The organism is Brucella sp. TWI432, assembly GCF_039674445.1.
GTDB lineage: Bacteria > Pseudomonadota > Alphaproteobacteria > Rhizobiales > Rhizobiaceae > Brucella > Brucella chromiisoli.
Window position 1 is genome coordinate 46,976 of record NZ_JBDJNL010000010.1, and the last position, 17,497, is coordinate 64,472.

Genomic DNA, 17,497 nt, shown 5'->3' on the forward strand with positions numbered 1-17,497 from the left:
GGCCTCACAGATCCAGAACGCCGCGCTGACGCAGCAATATCCAGAGGAAAAATGGTGCGCCACATACGGCTGTAATGATACCAATCGGCAATTCGGCAGGCGCAACAATCGTACGGCTCACAGCATCTGCCAGCAGCAGCAGGATCGCGCCTAAAAGTGCCGATGCGGGCAATAGATAACGGTGATCCGGCCCGATGCTCAGACGCAGCATATGGGGAACAACAATGCCGACAAAACCAATACCACCCGATATGGCGACTGTTGCACCCGTTGCCGCGGCCACCGTCACAATCGCTACATTCTTGATGCGCTGAACCGGAATTCCAAGGTGACCGGCAGCCGCCTCCCCCAGTGCCAGCGCGTTAAGTCCACGCGCAAGAAACGGCGTTGCAACAAGCACAACCGCAATAATAGGGCCGGCAGTGCCAATTTTGCCCCATGTCGCACCAGCCAGTGAACCAAGCCCCCAGAACGTTAGATCGCGTAACTGGCGATCATCGGAAATGTAAATAAGCGCGCCTGTGGCAGCACCGGCCAGCGCGCCGAGCGCGATGCCGGCAAGCAACATGGTCGCGACGGATGTGCGCCCGCGCCGGGTCGCGACACGATATAAAAGTAGCGTACTGGCAAGCCCTCCAACAAATGCCGCCATGGGGAGCGCATAAAGACCAAGAAGAAGGTAAAGCGGCGCAAGCATTGTTCCGCCAAGCACGATCATCGATACAGCGCCAAGACTGGCACCGGCAGAAACACCGACGAGACCGGGATCCGCAAGGGGATTGCGGAATAAACCCTGCATAACGGCACCAGAAACAGCAAGTCCCGCCCCGACCAGCATTCCCATGAGGATACGTGGCAGGCGTATTTCCATGATGATCATATGATCGCGCCGGAATGCTTCAATGCTTTCGGGCGCACCATAAACAAGAGCATGAAGAACTGTCATAACGGAGGCATCAGAAGCCCCGGCTGTCAGGCTGAAAAGTGCTGTCAGACAAAGCACGATCGCCAGACCAATAATTGCCAGACGCGCGCGCGGGGAGCGATCCCCAGCAGAGCTGTTTCTGGTTTGATCACGCATAGCAAAGCCTCCGGCCTGTGCGGTGCGGTCTTGGCTGGTCATTTCAATGTGTCCTTGTTGCGCGGTTCTGCGACATGACTGCAAATGCTTGCGCAAAGCAGGCATAGTTCTCATTGGGCTGCGTGATTGCCATAAAGCTTTTCGGATAATTCACGGCTGGCAGCACCGGTGCGCGGACCAAAGCCAAGCAGATAGAGCGAATCCATCTGGACAATACTACCGCTGCGCCCCGCTGGAGAATTGGCCAGAGCCGGATTCTTCAGAAGGTCATCCTTCTGAACGCTGTCCTTGCCGATACCCATCGTCAGAATCATATCCGGCGCGGCCTTCTCGATGGCTTCATCCGTCAGTTGCTTATAACCCGGATAGGCATCGATAGCATTCACTCCTCCTGCAAGCGTGATAATGCCATTGGCACCTGTGCCGGTGCCGGAGGCTGTAATGCGTCCATCCTGAACGGACATGATGAAAAGCACACGCTTGCGCGGACTCTGACTGGCAGAGATTTTTTCTGCAACTCTGAGATCACGCGCCACATCGTCCGCAAGCGCCTTGGCCTTATCTTCAAGACCCAGAGCCTTGCCGACGATTTCGATCTTGGTGAGCACGCCTTCGCCCGTATGATCATCTGGAATGATGACAATAGGAACGGACGCTTTCTTAAGCACTTCAAGCGTTTCCGGCGGGCCGCTGCCTTCCGAGAGCAGGATACCGGTCGGATTAACCGAAAGAACGCCTTCTGGTGACAAACGGCGCATATAGCCGACATCGACCAACGCGCTTGCCTGTTCAGGATAAGTGCTGGTCTGGTCGCGTGCAACGAGCCTATCGCCTGCGCCAAGCGCATAAACGATTTCCGTTACAGCACCACCGACAGAAACAAGCCGTGACGTATCGGGGATTTTCTCAACTGTATCAGCCTTCGCAATGCCGCCAAATGCAACCGAAGCGGCCATGAAGACCAAGGCCGCGCAGCGCCTGATATTTGATGAAACAATTGCCATGTTTTTATCCTTCGAGTGCATTCCGAAAATGGCAGCCACTTTCGGAATGCACATCAAAACAAAGATCTGGATCACGCTTGATTTATGCAGCGCTTGATTGCTGCAGACGCGGCAGATTTTCAGCAATCATGCGCCAGTCGGCAAGCTCGGCTTCGCCTTCATGACGTTCACCGAAGAACTGGATAATCATTTCACCATTGGAATCATAAGCTTCAAGCGAAGTGATGTGACCATCTTTCGTCGGCTTGCGAACGACCCAGGCATCCGCAATATGGTCAGCACGCAGATGCAGATGGAATGTCGGATCAAGGACGTTGAGCCATGGGCCCATCGTCTTGATTTCGGCAATCGTTCCGGTGTGAATCTGGATGCAACCACGGCTTCCGACAAAGCACATAATTGGAATCTGCTCCTGAACCACGTGGTTCATCATGGCTTCAACTGCCGACAGATCAACACGCCATGCAAAATCCTGCCCGGCAAGATGAACGGCCTGAAGACGATCGACGCCAAAATCTTTCAAAAGCCCGACAAACTGGTGAACATCGGTCAACGCACCCCAGCGTTCACGGAATGCCTCGCCATCAACGCTTGCAACATCCGTCTTATCTGCCTTTGCCGGAACGGGCTTTGTTTCAATCGAAGGCGTCTGCTCTTCCAACAACAATTCAGAAACGAGCTGTTCGTAAGCTTCGAGATTGGAAGCGGGACGAAGATGAATTTTGTGGACGGCCTCACCGAATGCGTCAAAAAACTGAAGGCTGCGACGAACATGCTCGCCATCCACTTTTGCAACGGCAAAGCCATGGACCCAATGCTTCGGGAAAATACGAAGATCGATTTCCTTGCCCAGTGTCAGTGACGCGTGCGGACCCCAGATCGTCTTTTCAAACGGCCCGATTTTTTCATGAACAGCGCTTTCATTGCGCGTCAACACCATGACTTCGCCAAGCGAAGGCGCATGTTTGAGCAAGGTTTCGAGATCTGCACGGATGCGGCGAGCCGAAATCGCACTGTCTGCCTGGGCACCGGTGTGAGCCGCAATAAAGTCTGCTTCTGATACCCCGAGGCTTTGTGCAAAATCGCGTTCGCGCATTTTCGGGTTATCTGCCCGTGCCTTGAGAATCTGCTCTGGGGAGGGCTTGGTTTGGGTCGTCATCTTTTGCTGCCTATTTATTGAGGATGAGCTTGCCTTGACGGGTAATTTTTAAACGATAGAGAGAGCCGCCGTGCTCTATCGCCACTTCGCGGGAGCCATTGAAGAGCTCACGACTGCCATAGGTTTTGAGCCGTGGCTCATAAGCCTGTTCAGAGATTTCTGATTGAGCTGATCCGGCCGCATCCAGATGCGGCTGAATTTCGTTCACGCGGTTGGAAACGCGCTCACGCGGTAACCGCACCTGCATGTCGATATGGATTCGCCTGTTCATTTTACTGCCCCTGCACCAGCTGTGGCCGTTTCGCTAACCGACTAAAACACCAACAAATCATTAGTTGACATGTTAAGTCATGTTTAATATTCACTGCCTTACTAGATTAAACGAGTCAAGTTTAAATCTCGCTTTTTCCAGAGCAAGCCCGAAGGTTTTCCTTCCAGCCAGCGCCGACACTCTCTTTATCAAGAGAGTTTATAACCTATTGAGAAACTTAAATTTCTCACCTCCGAGGGGGCGTGGGAATTTTGCTTTGTCCTTCAGGAGAAATCAGGCAATGCGGGCAATTAACGGGGCACAAAAGCGGTCATTTCTGGCAAGCACAGGTCTCGCTGTCATTCTTATGGCAATCCCTCAGAGTGCTTTCGCGCAGCAACAGAGTGCAGTGACGGAACAGGATAGTGTCGCACTCAAGCCCATCGTCATCAAAGGCTCGCGCGTCACAAAGGGATCAGCCTCAGATACGCCTCTGGCAAATGTGGTGACAGCCGAAGAAATTCGCAAAAACAACATCGATTCTGTAAAGGATCTGACAAACACGCTCGAACCGGGTCTGGCTGTTAACGCCATCACGGGCAGCGTGAATATTCGCGGGCTCCAGGACAACCGCGTCTTGACGACGATCGATGGCATTCCAATTCCATATTTAGATGCAGCGATCCGCACGCAAGTGAGCGGCGGTGGCAGCAACGCCTATGACCTCTCTGCGCTTTCCACATTTGACGTGCTTTATGGTGCGGATGCGAGCCGTCTGGGTTCGGGGGCTATGGGAGGCGCCATTGCGCTTAAAACCCTTGAACCCGAAGACCTGCTTGCTCCCGGCAAGGCTTTTGGCGGCATTGCTAAATTTACCTACGATGGATCGGATAAGTCATTCATCAGCTCGGCAGCCGCAGCACAAAAAATCCAGGACACATCAGTCCTGTTTCAGGGCTCGTATAAGCGCGGCCACGAAATTCAGAACACGGGCGACGTGGGCGGTTACGGCCCCGAGCGTTCCAAAGCTGATCCAAAGGATTATGATAACAGCAACCTGATGTTCAAGCTGCGTCAGAAGCTTGAAGGCGGCCACACCATCGGGATTACGGCAGAGCGGAACCGTTTTGATTCCGATACCAATCTGAATTCGGATGCCGGAACGACATACGATAACAGAGACTACAATCAGAATCGCAAAAACGAACGTGATCGTGTTTCGCTCGACTACCGCTTTGAAAGCCAGGATGACAGCCTCGTTAAGAATGCAGCTGCGACCTTTTACTGGCAGAAGATGAAGCGTGAATATGCGACCGACACGATCCGCTTTGGCTCGGTAGCAGGGCCTTTCAGCCGCAAATATACGCTTGAAGACGAACGCTATGGCGCAAGCGGTTATGCCAATCTTGGTTTTGAAACCGGTAGCCTGTCTCATTCCCTGACGCTCGGCGGAGATTTCAGTGTCGGCAAAAATACGCAGTCTTTGACCGGTGACGATGCCTGTACCCGCGGCACTGCAACACCTGCCGCACAGATGGGCACTTGCCCATTCCTGCACATCAATCAGAAGGATACGCCGGACGTCGACTCCTACCGGCTGGGACTGTTTGCCGAAGATCGTATCGAAATTGGTGAGACACCTTTTGCTATTACACCCGGTCTGCGATTTGACTGGTTTAAATATGAACCAGATTCGGCAGCAGGCTATGCCAACAACTCCAACAATCGCATCTCTCCAAAGATCCGTTTTTCATGGCAGGCAACACCAGATCTCGAACTGTTTGCGCAAATTTCATCCACCTATAAAGCACCTGAAATTGATCAGCTTTACGTAACCTACCTTTCAGCAGGTTATGGTTCGATCGGTAATCCTGATCTGAAGCCTGAAACTGGCTATGGAATCGATGTCGGTGCCCAGTTTGGTGATAGCGATTCAGGCGGCAAGATCACCGTCTTCGCGAACCGTTACAACAACTTCATCGATACGATCACCACCCGGACAGCCGAATTTCCATTTGGGCTGACGGAATATCGCAATCTTGATAAGGCTCGCATTGCCGGTATCGAAGTCAAAGCGCATCATAACTTCGCAAATGGCATTAATCTGCATGGCGCCCTTGCTTATTCAAAGGCAATGAACCTTGATGAAGATATTCCTCTGTCGTCGGCAGTGCCTTTCAAAGGTATCTTCGGTGTTGGCTATAACACGGAGACCTGGGGTGTAGACACGAGCGTGGTTGCAGCTGCTTATCTAAACCAGACTGTATCAACGCAAGCCGGAACCGTCACCCGCAGATTGCCGGGCTACGGGTTGGTTAACCTGACTGGCTGGTGGGAGCCAAGACAGTTGAATGGCACACGCTTGCAGGCTGGCGTCTATAATCTCTTCGATAAAACCTATTATGATGCGATGTCGGTTAAAGACGTCGCCAAGCCTACCGAGTTTTATGCGGAAGCAGGCCGTTACTTTAAAATTTCGCTGACGCAAAAGTTCTAAAATGTTCAGGAGGCCCCCGCCTCCTGAACATGAATCATCGCGCTTGCGAAGTCCACTCACCTCTGACCGCTGTCGTGGGCTTCGATCCCAAGCTGCGATGCGGCGAGTGCGGAACATACTGCCGCACTCGCCGGAAATGGCTTCGAAAACCGGTTCCCACTTTTCGGAATATTCTCTAGCCAGTCCCTCTTAGAAAGAAAGGATCAGCAATGTTTATAGCCATGAACCGTTTCAAGGTTCTCATCGGCAAAGAAGCCGAGTTCGAAACTGCCTGGAAAAATCGCGATGCCCAGCTTGCCGAGCTCCCAGGCTTTGAAAGCTTCCATCTTCTGCGCGGTGCGACCAGTGAAGAAGAAGGCTATACGCTTTATTCTTCCCATACAGTCTGGCGCACGCGGGATGATTTCACCTTCTGGACGAAATCCGAGCAGTTCCGCAATGCGCATCGCAACGCCGGTGACCGCAAGTCACTCTATGCCGGCCCGCCGCAATTTGAGGGATTCGAGGCGATTGAAGGGATTTGATCCTTTCATCCCGGTGTTTTCCACATCGTGCGGCGAAATGGCGCATAAAACAGAGGCGGCGTAAAAATTGCGCCGTTTTCACTCATGTAAAATACCAAATCATGTTTAAAGATGGGTACTTAACTCACAATTAGAATGATTCTAACTTGTTGATTTTTAGAACATTTCCAAAACATAAAATTTGACAGAAAGCCCACAGACCCGTCATAACCTGACTGAAATGGGTGGGTTTATAAAGACTTGCTCAAGTTTACCTTTGATGTTCGGGCCTTTAACCCCTGCGATTGGAGGAACCTTTGTTCGGTTCAGAATGGCGACTTGTCAATATTGAAGTAAAAACACACGCCTTCCGTGGTAGTTTTTGTGTAAAAATAAATAACGAACAAAGCGCAACCTCCCGAATTGTGAATTCTATACAATCACAGCGCATTGCAGATACTGGAGTCTACTACTTATGTTAGTCTGCAGCTGCAATGTTATTACCGATAAAGACATCGAAGCTGTCGTTATAGAGCTTCTGGATGAGGATTGCTGGCGATTAATCGTCCCCGGAACCGTTTATAATGCCATGTCCAAGAGCGGCCGTTGCTGTGGCTGCTTCCCAAACGTCGTAGAAACGATCATAAGGGTGACTGAAGAATATCATCTTCGTCACAACCAAATGGACGAAAACGTGATCCAGTTCATGGATCGTGTGCGTTCTCTACGAGACAAATTCGGGAGTTCTTGGAATGAAAGGCGAACCAAAGGTCATAGAGCGGCTTAACGAGGCACTGTTTCTCGAACTAGGCGCTGTTAACCAGTACTGGTTGCACTATCGTCTGCTTAACGATTGGGGTTTCACGCGTCTTGCGAACAAAGAGCGTGCGGAATCCATCGAAGAAATGCAGCATGCGGATAAGATCATCGACCGCATCATCTTCCTTGAAGGCCATCCAAACCTGCAGACGGTCGCTCCGCTGCGCATCGGTCAGACTGTTAAGGAAGTTCTCGAAGCCGATCTGGCTGGGGAATATGATGCACGCACGTCGTACAAAAAGTCCCGCGAAATCTGCGATGAGCTTGGCGATTATGTTTCCAAGCAGCTTTTTGACGAGCTTCTGGCTGACGAAGAAGGTCACATCGACTTCCTCGAAACACAGCTTGAACTGCTTGGTAAGATTGGCGAAGAACGCTATGGCCTGCTCAATGCAGCGCCTGCTGATGCAGCAGAATAAATTCATCCGTTGAAAAAAGGGCGCTTCAAGCGCCCTTTTTTATTTATTTAGAGCGCGTTTCGATCTGATTGAATCAGACCTGCGCTCTAAACGTTTTTAATTGAAGCGGAATCTTATCGATCCGCGTTTCACTCCGACAGGACTTATGCTTTATTGCGGCAGCTTGTCATCAACGCCTTCGACGTAGAAGTTCAGACCAAGCAAGGTTGCATCATCAGCCTGTTCGCCTTCCTTCAGCCAGACAGAGCCGTCCTGCTTCTTGATAGGGCCGGTGAACGGTTTAAATTCACCCGACTTGATCTTGGCTTCAGTTTCTTCCGCCATTTTCTTCACGTCATCTGGCATGTTGGTGTAAGGCGCCATCTTAACGAGGCCTTCCTTCATTCCCCACCAGATGTTCTGGCTTTCCCATTTGCCATCAAGAACAGCCTTGGCGCGGTCGATGTAGTATGGGCCCCAATCGTCAACGATTGCAGTCAGCTGGGTTTCGGGACCGAACTTGATCATGTCGGATGCCTGACCGAATGCCTTGATGCCGCGCTCATGCGCAACCTGGATAGGCGCGGTCGAGTCGGTATGCTGCGTCAGAATATCGACGCCCTGATCGACCAGCGCCTTGGCGGCGTCAGCTTCCTTGCCCGGATCAAACCATGAATTGACCCAGATGACCTTAACCTTGAAATCAGGATTGACGGACTGTGCGCCGAGGATGAACGAGTTGATGCCCTGCACAACTTCCGGCACCGGTACCGAGGCAATATAGCCTGCAACACCCTTTTCCGACAGCTTGGCTGCGATCTGCCCCTGAATATAGCGGCCTTCATAGAAGCGCGCATTGTAAGCTGAAACGTTGTCCGCGGTCTTGTAACCGGTCGCATGTTCAAACTTCACATCCGGATATTTGGCAGCGACCTTGATGGTTGGGTCCATATAGCCGAAAGAGGTCGTGAAGATCAGCTTGTTGCCCGCGCGTGCAAGACGCTCGATCGAACGCTCGGCATCCGCACCTTCCGGCACGTTTTCGAGGAAGGTCGTTTCAACCTTGTCACCAAGAGCTTTGACCATTTCCTTGCGGGCGACATCGTGCTGATACGTCCAGCCAAAATCTCCCGGAGGTCCGATATAGATAAAGCCGACTTTCAGCTTGTCTTCTGCATGTGCCGCTCCGCCAAGCATAAAACTGGCTGCGGTGGCAATCGCCAACAGCGTTTTTTTCATGTTCCCTGCACTCCTTGTTAGTACCCTCAAAACAAAACGGCAGGCCGTGGGAGCCGGACTGCCGTTCAAACACATAATCACCTGTCCGGCACGAAAGGTTTGCCAAGCGACGCTGGCGTGTTCATCATCGTCAGGCGCCGGTTGCGTGAGATGATGACCAGCACCACAATCGTCGCAATGTAAGGCAAGGCCGATAAAAACTGCGATGGCAGGCCAAAGCCAAGCGCCTGAGCATGAAGCTGGCCAATGGTGACGGCACCAAACAGATAGGCACCGATCAAAACGCGCCACGGCCGCCATGAAGCGAACACAACAAGCGCAAGCGCAATCCAGCCACGCCCCGCCGACATATTCTCAACCCATTGCGGCACATAGACCAGCGAAAGCTGCGCGCCGGCAAGTCCCGCACAGGCACCGCCAAACAGCACGGCGAGATAGCGCGTGCGCACCACATGCACACCCAGCGCATGAGCCGAGCCGTGATTGTCACCGATTGCACGCAATTGCAGCCCTGCCCGCGTGCGGAACAAAAACCACGTCACGCCAATGACAAGCAAAATGGAGATATAGAAGATCGGGTCCTGACCAAACAGAAAGCGACCGACATAGGGAATATCACTAAGATACGGAATGCTGATCGCATCAAGCCGCACGCCAGGCATGCCGACAAAGCTTTCGCCCAGCATGGCAGACGCGCCAATACCAAGAATGGTCAGCGCCAGCCCCGTTGCGACCTGATTGGTCACAAGCGTCAGCGTCAGAAATGCGAAAATGCCAGAAAACGCCATCCCGACAAAAATAGCGGCGAGCATGCCAAGCCATGCCGAGCCGGTGAACTGAGCCGCCGCAAAGCCGGAGACTGCGCCCATCAACATCATGCCTTCGACGCCAAGGTTGAGCACGCCGGAGCGCTCAACCACCAGTTCACCAAGGGCAGCGATGAGCAATGGTGTGGCAGCGGTTGCGATGGTAAGGAGGATAGCCTGTGTCAAATCCATTGATCACACCTTTCCTGCTGCGCGTCCCGCCACAAAGCGGATGCGATAGTGTATGAGTGTGTCACATGCGAGCACGAAAAACAGGATCATACCCTGAAAGACCCGTGCTGACTTTTCCGATATGCCGATGGCAACCTGCGCAGCTTCGCCGCCAAGATAGGAAAGTGCCAGTACAAAGCCTGCTGCAATCGCGCCAATCGGATTAAGCCTGCCAAGGAAGGCGACAATAATCGCTGTAAAGCCGTATCCGGGTGAAATCACAGGACGAAGCTGACCAATCGCGCCGGAAGTTTCCGCGATGCCAGCAAGACCGGCCAATGCGCCAGACAATGCAAACACGAAAAACACGAGTTTGCCGGAACTGAAACCTGCAAAGCGCCCTGCCCTTGGGCTTTGCCCGATAACCTTCACCTCAAAGCCTTTGAGTGTTTTGGCGAGCAAAAACCACACGATAATCGCGGCGACAATTGCGAAGATAAAGCCCCAATGCGCGCGCCCCGATGCGCTCCATATTTCCGGCAGCACGGCACTCGCATTAAATTGCCGTGTTTCAGGAAAATTATAGCCTTCGGGATTGCGCCAAGGGCCGCGCACCAGCCAGTCGAGGAACAATTGCGCGACATACACCAGCATCAAACTGGTGAGAATCTCATTGGTGTTGAAGCGGACTTTTAACAATGCCGGAATGGATGCATAGGCAGCACCGCCCGCCATCCCCATCAGCATCATCAGCGGCAATACGATCCATAGCTGCAATTGAGGAAACATCACCGGCAGAATTGAGCCCGTAATAGCTCCGATGATAAATTGACCTTCTGCGCCGATATTCCAATTATTGGAAAGAAAGCAAACACACAGCCCGACCGCAATCAGGATAAGCGGCGTCGCCTTGACCAGAAGCTCATGCCAAGACCACACATCGAGCAACGGCTCAACGAAGAACACATAAAGCGCCTGAAACGGGTCTTTGCCCATCAGCGCAAAGGCAAGACCACCGAAAACCATCGTGAGCGCTAGTGCGAGCAGCGGTGAAACAGCGCTAAAAAGCTTTGACGGCTGTGGACGCTTAACAAGTTCAATCCGCATCATGCTGCTCCCGCCTGATCCGAGCCGGAAACGCCCCCCATCAGAAGGCCGATTTTTTCCAGCGTTACGTCCGCGATAGCCATCGGTTCGGAAAGTGCACCGTGATTCATGACCGCGATACGGTCACTAATTTCAAGCAACTCATCAAGGTCCTGACTGATAACAAGCACAGCAGAACCGGAACGCGCCAGATCAAGCAAAGCCTGACGGATATGGGCTGCAGCGCCCGCATCCACGCCCCATGTCGGCTGGTTGACAATCATCACCGATGGAGAACGATCCAGCTCGCGGCCAATGATGAATTTCTGAAGATTGCCGCCTGATAAAGCTGAAGCTGGTGGGTTTTCAGCACTTTTGCGCACATCCATCATCTCGATGATCCGCTTTGCGGCTGAGCGTAAGGCGCTTTCAGCAATCAGCTTCAGCTTGCCACCGCGCAAAAATACCTTCGCGTCAGTCTTATAACGCGAGAGAAACAGATTATCAGTCAGCGGCAGGGATGGCACAGCACCATGTCCCAACCGTTCTTCAGGCACAAATGCAGCGCCCATCAAGCGACGCTCATTGATGCCAAGCCTGCCTGCATCCTTATCGCGAATACGCACAGCCGATGCCGACGACTGGAGAAACTCGCCCGAAACCGCTTCAAAAAACTCACCCTGTCCATTGCCTGCCACACCTGCGATACCGACAACTTCACCCGCTTTCACCGAAAGAGAAATATTGTCGAGAGCGGTTGAAAACGGTCCGCGCGGCGCCTGCGACAACGATTTAATCTCAAGCAACGGTATGGACGCATTTTCAATGGCGTCAATCGGGCGGCGCGCCACAACCTTGATGTCGTTACCAACCATCATACGCGCCAGCGAGGCGGCTGTTTCCTGCCTTGGATCACAATGCGCGACCACCTTGCCGTGGCGCAACACCGTGGCGCGATCACAAAGGCGCTTCACCTCTTCCAGTCGATGGCTGATATAAAGGATTGACTTGCCTTCTGACTTGAGACGCTCCAGCGTTTCAAACAGGCGATCCGCCTCCTGCGGCGTCAGCACCGAGGTCGGCTCATCAAGAATGATCAGATCAGGCTCTTGCAGGAGACAACGCACAATTTCAATGCGCTGACGCTCACCAACGGACAAATCACCAACATGCGCCTGCGGATCAATTGGCAATCCATAGGCCTTTCCAACGTCGTGCGCACGCTTTGCCACTTCCGATAATGGCAAGGAACCATCCAGTGAAAGGGCAATATTCTCGGCAGCAGTGAGCGAATCAAACAACGAAAAATGCTGGAAAACCATACCAATGCCCAGCTTTCTTGCTGTGGCGGGTTCGCTAATCGTTACGCGCTCGCCCTTCCAGACGATTTCGCCTTCCAGCGGCTGGAGCGCGCCGAACAACATCTTGACGAAGGTGGATTTCCCAGCCCCGTTTTCACCCAGAAGCGCATGTATTTCGCCTTCCGCAATGACGAGATCGACCGCATCGCAGGCTCTGAGCTGACCAAATACTTTTGTGAGCCGGCGGACATCAAGAAGAGGCCGGTCGGTTAAAGGCACTGACATTGTCTTTTTGTAGTTCCCCGAACTTATTTTTGAATGACCTTATCCAGCCGAACCGCAATTGGGAAGCCAAAAAGAAAATGGCGGAGCACATATGCACACCGCCGTTATATGCTTGCATCTATCCGATACTATGGGAGCAAGATGCTGGCGCCCGTTGTCTTGCGCGCTTCCAGATCTTCATGCGCTTTACGCACATCTTTCAGTGCATAGGACTGATTGATTTCGATCTTAACAGCACCGCTTGAAACCACATCAAACAGATCGTTCGCCGTTTTTTCAAGATCAGCGCGCTTGGCAACATAGTTGAACAAGGTTGGGCGGGTCACAAAAAGCGATCCCTTCTGCGCCAGAAGACCAAGATCAAATGGCGGAATAACACCCGAGGACTGACCAAAACAGGCGAACATGCCAAGCGGTTTCAACACATCAAGCGAGCCCATATAGGTGTCACGACCCACGGAGTCATAAACAACGTCCACGCCCTCGCCGCCGGTCAATTCCCTGACACGTTCTACAAAGTTTTCTGTGCGGTAATTGATGACATGATCATAGCCATGCACCTTGGCGAGAGCGATCTTTTCTTCCGATCCAGCCGTGCCGATGACAGTTGCGCCAAGATGCTTGGCCCATTGCCCGGCAATCAGCCCGACGCCGCCTGCTGCCGCATGAAACAGGATTGTATGGCCAGGCTTTACAGCGAACGTCTGGCGCAAAAGATATCGCGCTGTCATGCCCTTGAGCATCATAGCAGCAGCAGTTTTCAGTTCGATATTATCTGGAACCTTGACGAGGCGATCTGCGGACAAGATGCGCTCATGCGCATAAGACCCCGGTGTCGCAGCATATGCAACCCGGTCGCCAACTTTGAGCGTATCAACGCCGGAGCCAACAGCAACCACAATGCCTGCACCTTCGTTGCCGGGCGTGAAGGGCATCTGGGCGGCCTTATAAAGTCCGGTACGGAAATAGACGTCAATAAAATTTAGGCCAATCGCCTCATGGCGCACCTTTGCCTCACCCGGTCCCGGCTCGCCAATTTCGATCTGCTCATATTGCAAAACCTCAGGGCCACCTGTCTGGTGTACACGAATTGCATTGATCATCATGCTTCTCCGGCGCTGGTTTTCTTTGTATTTTCGGCCTGTTCAGCGGCAATAATCGCAGCAGTTCGTCCCAGATTGGGAAAGAACTGCATGATAGCGCCGATGAAATAAATATATAGCCCGGTCACTGTAATGCCGACGCGCACCCATAGCGGCGCATCCAGCATGTAATAAAGCCCCGCAGCACCAAATGCACACCACAGCAAAAAGACAGTGAGGTTGAGTGGGCGCAGCCGCGCAACACGCACCGGGTGCAGGAAGTTGATTGGAAGGAATGACAAAACAGCCGAAACGACGACAATGGCAAAGGCTTCCCATTCGCCTGGGCGAACAATAAAGAGCGTAAACACCACCATATTCCAGACAACCGGGAAGCCTTTGAAGAAGTTTTCCTTGGTTTTCATACCGGTGTCGGCATAGTAAATCGCGCTCGAGACAACGATAATCGCACCGGATATGAAGGACAGGTTCGTCCCCATAAAACCGCTCTGATAAAGTGCGAAGGCAGGTATCAGCACGTAGGTCACATAGTCGATGATGTTATCAAGCAACTCACCCGACCAGTTGGGCAGCACATATTTGACTTCAAGCTTGCGTGCGATGGGACCATCGATACCATCGACAAAGAGCGCCAGCCCCAGCCACCACCACATCGCGGTGTAGCGACCGTCACTTGCCGCAACAATAGACAGAAACGCCAGAAACGAACCGGACGCTGTGAGCAGGTGAACAGAAAATGCCTTGGCCTGCGGGGCTGTCACTTTCTTGGCTTTGAGTTTTCCGGTCAGTTTGCTTTTCACGCCGTTTGCCATTTCTCTTGATCGCCGCCTTCAATCTTCCAACAAGGCGTGAGGCAGCAGATAAGACTTCCAACGCGAGTGATCGGCGGAAGCCATGTTGTTGCATAAAGCTTTCCCCGAATAAGGCAAAAAGAGCAAGTAAGTCGTGAGACAAAACCGCCCTCATTCCACCAAAGAATGGGTTTTCACTTATGCAACAATGGCCTTTGCCCCTCGTTTGCGATTAAATGCGCTAAAACACGATGCGATAAGAATCGCTTTGGGCCTGAGTTTCTGGTCAAGGATAGAGCATTATGAATGACGTGGTTGTAGAAAAGCCCCTTACCGAAATCGTCATCAGCGGTGGTGGACCAGCCGGGATGATGGCAGCGCTTGCGCTCAGTGCGAAAGGCTACCGGACAGTTTTACTTGGGCCTGAAACAGACAAGGGTGATCGTCGCACCACAGCCCTCATGATGCCTGCCATTCGCTTTCTGGAAGATATTAACGTCTGGAAAGACATTGCGTCAAAAGCAGCCCCCCTTGCCTCCATGCGTATTGTCGATGCAACGACCCGGCTGATCCGCAGCCCCGCCGTGACTTTCCGCGCCGGTGAAATCGGTGAAATCGCCTTTGGTTATAACATTCCCAATGCAGCCCTGAACCAGAAGCTTGCGGAAGCGGTTGATAACAATCCCGCAATCAAACGCATTACCCAGCCTGCAATCGAATATCGCAACAATGGCGATCACATCACCATCACGCTTGCAGACGGCGATACAGTGCATACGCGCCTGGTCGTGGCGGCTGATGGGCGCAATTCGATGGCACGGGAGGCAGCCAGCATTCGCACCCGCCGCTGGGGCTATCCGCAAACCGCGGTTGTGCTTTCTTTTACACATGAGATCGAGCACCAGAATATCTCGACGGAGTTTCATACCGAAGAAGGCCCGTTTACGCAGGTGCCACTTCAGGGAAAACGCTCAAGCTTGGTCTGGGTGGTCAATCCGGGGCGTGCAGAAACTCTGATGGCACTCGATGATGAAACGCTTGGACAGCGCATCGAAAACATGATGCAGTCCATGCTTGGCAAGGTAACGATTGATATTCGTCCGCAAGCATGGCCACTTTCGGGAATGGTACCTGTTTCATTTGCGTCTAAGCGCACCATTCTCATTGGCGAGGCGGCGCATGTGTTTCCGCCGATCGGTGCGCAGGGGCTGAACCTTGGCACACGCGATGTCGAAACACTCGTCAATGCCATCGCACATGATCCCTCCGATCCCGGTTCAGATCGGGTGATCCGCGCCTATGATCGTGGTCGCCGCCCAGACATTCTGATGCGCACAGGATCAGTAGACGCACTCAACCGCTCGCTCCTGTCATCCATGCTACCAGCGCAGATTGCCCGCAATATCGGTTTGGAAATGCTGCGCTCGTTTGCGCCGTTACGGGCCTTTTTCATGCGCGAAGGTCTGCGTCCCGGCAGCGGCATTTCTCAGCTTTTGCCAAGGCTGCCAAAGATCTCCAATCGCACGAAAAGCATGGCAAAATAGTCAGCCATCTCAATAAGCGAACCTGAAACCTCCCGCAGCTTTAATTTAGCGCGCGGTGAACTACATATGTCTTATGAGCATAGCACAGATAAAGCACGCGAAGTTTCAAATCGGACAGGTGGTCAAGCATCGGCTGTTTCCTTTCCGCGGCATCATTTTTGATGTTGATCCGGAGTTTGCGAACACGGAGGAATGGTATGAATCCATTCCCGAAGAAACACGGCCGCGCCGCGATCAGCCATTTTATCATTTGTTGGCGGAAAACTCAGAAGCCGAATATGTGGCCTATGTGTCCGAGCAGAACCTGATACCGGATTTGAGCGATGAACCGCTTCGCCACCCTATGATAGTGGATCTTTTCGACAAGCTTGAAAATGGGACGTATCGCGTGAAGCTGCACGCCAATTAGAGCATTCCCTGTCGAGATTGAATCATTGGAAATGCTCTAACTGTTTGTTTTCAAGCATTGTTCAACGCAAAATCGCTTCGCACTTTTGCTGGAAATGCTCTAAATTTCTTTGAAAATAATAAGCCAGCAAAAAGGGCGCTATAAGCGCCCTTTTTATAGTTTATCAGCTTCGAGCAGTTTAGTTTGCTGCGCCTTTGGCTTTGTCCTGCTCAGCCTTCATCTTTTCTTCGAATTCCTTCTGGCGCTTTGCGACAGCGTCCTGAAGTTCCTTCTGGCGTTCTTCTAGTTCAGACTGCTTGAGGCCCGGACCGGTCAGCGCTGCCGAGAAACCAGTCAGTGCAACCGGAATCGGGTTCTGCTTGTTCTGGTAGTTGACTGACGTCAGCGTAACCTTGCTGCCCTTTTTGAGCGCATTGATCAGATCGTCGGAAAGCGGAGCTTCCGCAATGCAGCGATCCGGGAAGCAGATGCCGTATTCAAGCTTGGTTGGCTTGTTGTTGTCGATCTGCAAACCAACGCCGGCTGGGATCAGACGACCGATTGGAACAGTGACCTGAAAAATCTTACGATTAATCTTGCCCTTGATTTCGATGAGGTTGACGGCTGTCAAAAGCTGGCCTGAGTCAGCGGTAACAATATTCTGCGTGTTGCAGATATCATTGTCTTCCTGCTTCGAGCACACTTTGAACCAGCCCTGTGGTGGCTGCTGCTGTGCGGCTGCAGGCATCGTCGCAGAAGCAAGCAGGGCGAACGCGCCAGCAAATGCAGATGCGGCAGCGATTGTCTTTGTGCTGGTCATGATCAACAGTTTCCTTCCAAGGCTTTGATCTTCCGTCTCTGGTTTGAGTCAGCGATAGACCGTCACTGATTTGAAAATGCGGCAACAGCGTGACCTTTGAGATTTATCGTCCCAATCCGCGGTGGTGTTACAACGACTTCTTATTTTAATCCAGATGGTCACATACATTCGATGGACAGAATCCGCCATATTTTTTGTTTTATTCTGCACTGTCGCACACCGGACACGCTCTTAAGACACATATGCTATCGG

The 17,497-nt window shown here is 52.4% G+C and carries 17 protein-coding genes; 6 read left to right on the top strand and 11 right to left on the bottom strand.

Features of this window, described 5'->3' with window-relative positions:
* Positions 1–4: 4 nt before the first annotated feature.
* The 4 genes from ABE527_RS14460 to hemP form a co-directional block, all read right to left on the bottom strand.
* Entirely contained in the window at positions 5–1,123 is a 1,119-nt protein-coding gene (locus tag ABE527_RS14460) for a FecCD family ABC transporter permease (RefSeq protein WP_499697334.1), read from the bottom strand.
* Positions 1,124–1,191: 68 nt separating this feature from the next.
* Positions 1,192–2,085, bottom strand: a complete 894-nt coding sequence (locus ABE527_RS14465) for a heme/hemin ABC transporter substrate-binding protein (RefSeq protein ID WP_499697335.1) — start codon at positions 2,083–2,085, stop codon at positions 1,192–1,194.
* A gap of 82 nt (positions 2,086–2,167) precedes the next feature.
* Complete coding sequence (locus tag ABE527_RS14470) at positions 2,168–3,244, bottom strand: hemin-degrading factor (RefSeq protein ID WP_499697336.1); 1,077 nt, start codon at positions 3,242–3,244, stop codon at positions 2,168–2,170.
* Positions 3,245–3,254: 10 nt separating this feature from the next.
* Positions 3,255–3,515, bottom strand: a complete 261-nt coding sequence (hemP, locus tag ABE527_RS14475; protein ID WP_499694910.1) for a hemin uptake protein HemP — start codon at positions 3,513–3,515, stop codon at positions 3,255–3,257.
* Positions 3,516–3,795: 280 nt separating this feature from the next.
* Here hemP and ABE527_RS14480 point away from each other — a divergent pair, with 280 nt between their 5' ends.
* From ABE527_RS14480 to bfr, 4 genes are all read left to right on the top strand, one after another.
* Complete coding sequence (locus ABE527_RS14480) at positions 3,796–5,991, top strand: TonB-dependent hemoglobin/transferrin/lactoferrin family receptor (RefSeq protein ID WP_499697337.1); 2,196 nt, start codon at positions 3,796–3,798, stop codon at positions 5,989–5,991.
* 209 nt (positions 5,992–6,200) lie between these two features.
* A complete protein-coding gene (gene hmuQ / locus ABE527_RS14485) occupies positions 6,201–6,515 on the top strand; it encodes a heme-degrading protein HmuQ (protein ID WP_265983946.1) in 315 nt (104 codons plus the stop codon).
* A gap of 454 nt (positions 6,516–6,969) precedes the next feature.
* Complete coding sequence (locus ABE527_RS14490) at positions 6,970–7,281, top strand: (2Fe-2S)-binding protein (protein ID WP_265983945.1); 312 nt, start codon at positions 6,970–6,972, stop codon at positions 7,279–7,281.
* Positions 7,247–7,732: a bacterioferritin gene (gene bfr, locus ABE527_RS14495; RefSeq protein WP_265983944.1), complete on the top strand. Its 486-nt coding sequence runs from the start codon at positions 7,247–7,249 to the stop codon at positions 7,730–7,732. The genes ABE527_RS14490 and bfr overlap by 35 nt, the downstream gene beginning before the upstream one ends.
* A 150-nt stretch (positions 7,733–7,882) precedes the next feature.
* On the opposite strand, the gene ABE527_RS14500 is transcribed toward bfr, so the two are convergent.
* The 6 genes from ABE527_RS14500 to pcsA form a co-directional block, all read right to left on the bottom strand.
* The gene (locus tag ABE527_RS14500) at positions 7,883–8,950 is read right to left on the bottom strand and encodes a BMP family ABC transporter substrate-binding protein (protein ID WP_265983943.1); all 1,068 of its coding nucleotides are present in this window, start codon (positions 8,948–8,950) and stop codon (positions 7,883–7,885) included.
* A gap of 77 nt (positions 8,951–9,027) precedes the next feature.
* The gene (locus ABE527_RS14505; protein WP_265983942.1) at positions 9,028–9,948 is read right to left on the bottom strand and encodes an ABC transporter permease; all 921 of its coding nucleotides are present in this window, start codon (positions 9,946–9,948) and stop codon (positions 9,028–9,030) included.
* 3 nt (positions 9,949–9,951) lie between these two features.
* A complete protein-coding gene (locus ABE527_RS14510) occupies positions 9,952–11,034 on the bottom strand; it encodes an ABC transporter permease (RefSeq protein WP_265984463.1) in 1,083 nt (360 codons plus the stop codon).
* Positions 11,034–12,599, bottom strand: a complete 1,566-nt coding sequence (locus ABE527_RS14515; RefSeq protein ID WP_499697338.1) for an ABC transporter ATP-binding protein — start codon at positions 12,597–12,599, stop codon at positions 11,034–11,036. Before ABE527_RS14515 ends, ABE527_RS14510 begins: the two co-directional genes overlap by 1 nt.
* Before the next feature lie 128 nt (positions 12,600–12,727).
* Positions 12,728–13,702 (bottom strand): quinone oxidoreductase family protein, encoded by a 975-nt coding sequence (locus ABE527_RS14520; protein WP_499697383.1) that lies wholly within the window; start codon positions 13,700–13,702, stop codon positions 12,728–12,730.
* Positions 13,702–14,514, bottom strand: a complete 813-nt coding sequence (gene pcsA, locus ABE527_RS14525; RefSeq protein WP_265983940.1) for a phosphatidylcholine synthase — start codon at positions 14,512–14,514, stop codon at positions 13,702–13,704. The genes ABE527_RS14520 and pcsA overlap by 1 nt, the downstream gene beginning before the upstream one ends.
* A gap of 281 nt (positions 14,515–14,795) precedes the next feature.
* On the opposite strand from pcsA, the gene ABE527_RS14530 reads away from it, so the two are divergent.
* Both ABE527_RS14530 and hspQ read left to right on the top strand, forming a co-directional pair.
* Positions 14,796–16,037 (top strand): UbiH/UbiF family hydroxylase, encoded by a 1,242-nt coding sequence (locus ABE527_RS14530; RefSeq protein WP_265983939.1) that lies wholly within the window; start codon positions 14,796–14,798, stop codon positions 16,035–16,037.
* A 73-nt stretch (positions 16,038–16,110) separates the two neighbouring features.
* Entirely contained in the window at positions 16,111–16,446 is a 336-nt protein-coding gene (gene hspQ / locus ABE527_RS14535) for a heat shock protein HspQ (RefSeq protein ID WP_499694904.1), read from the top strand.
* 178 nt (positions 16,447–16,624) lie between these two features.
* On the opposite strand, the gene ABE527_RS14540 is transcribed toward hspQ, so the two are convergent.
* Positions 16,625–17,245: an invasion associated locus B family protein gene (locus ABE527_RS14540; protein WP_265983937.1), complete on the bottom strand. Its 621-nt coding sequence runs from the start codon at positions 17,243–17,245 to the stop codon at positions 16,625–16,627.
* Positions 17,246–17,497 lie beyond the last annotated feature (252 nt).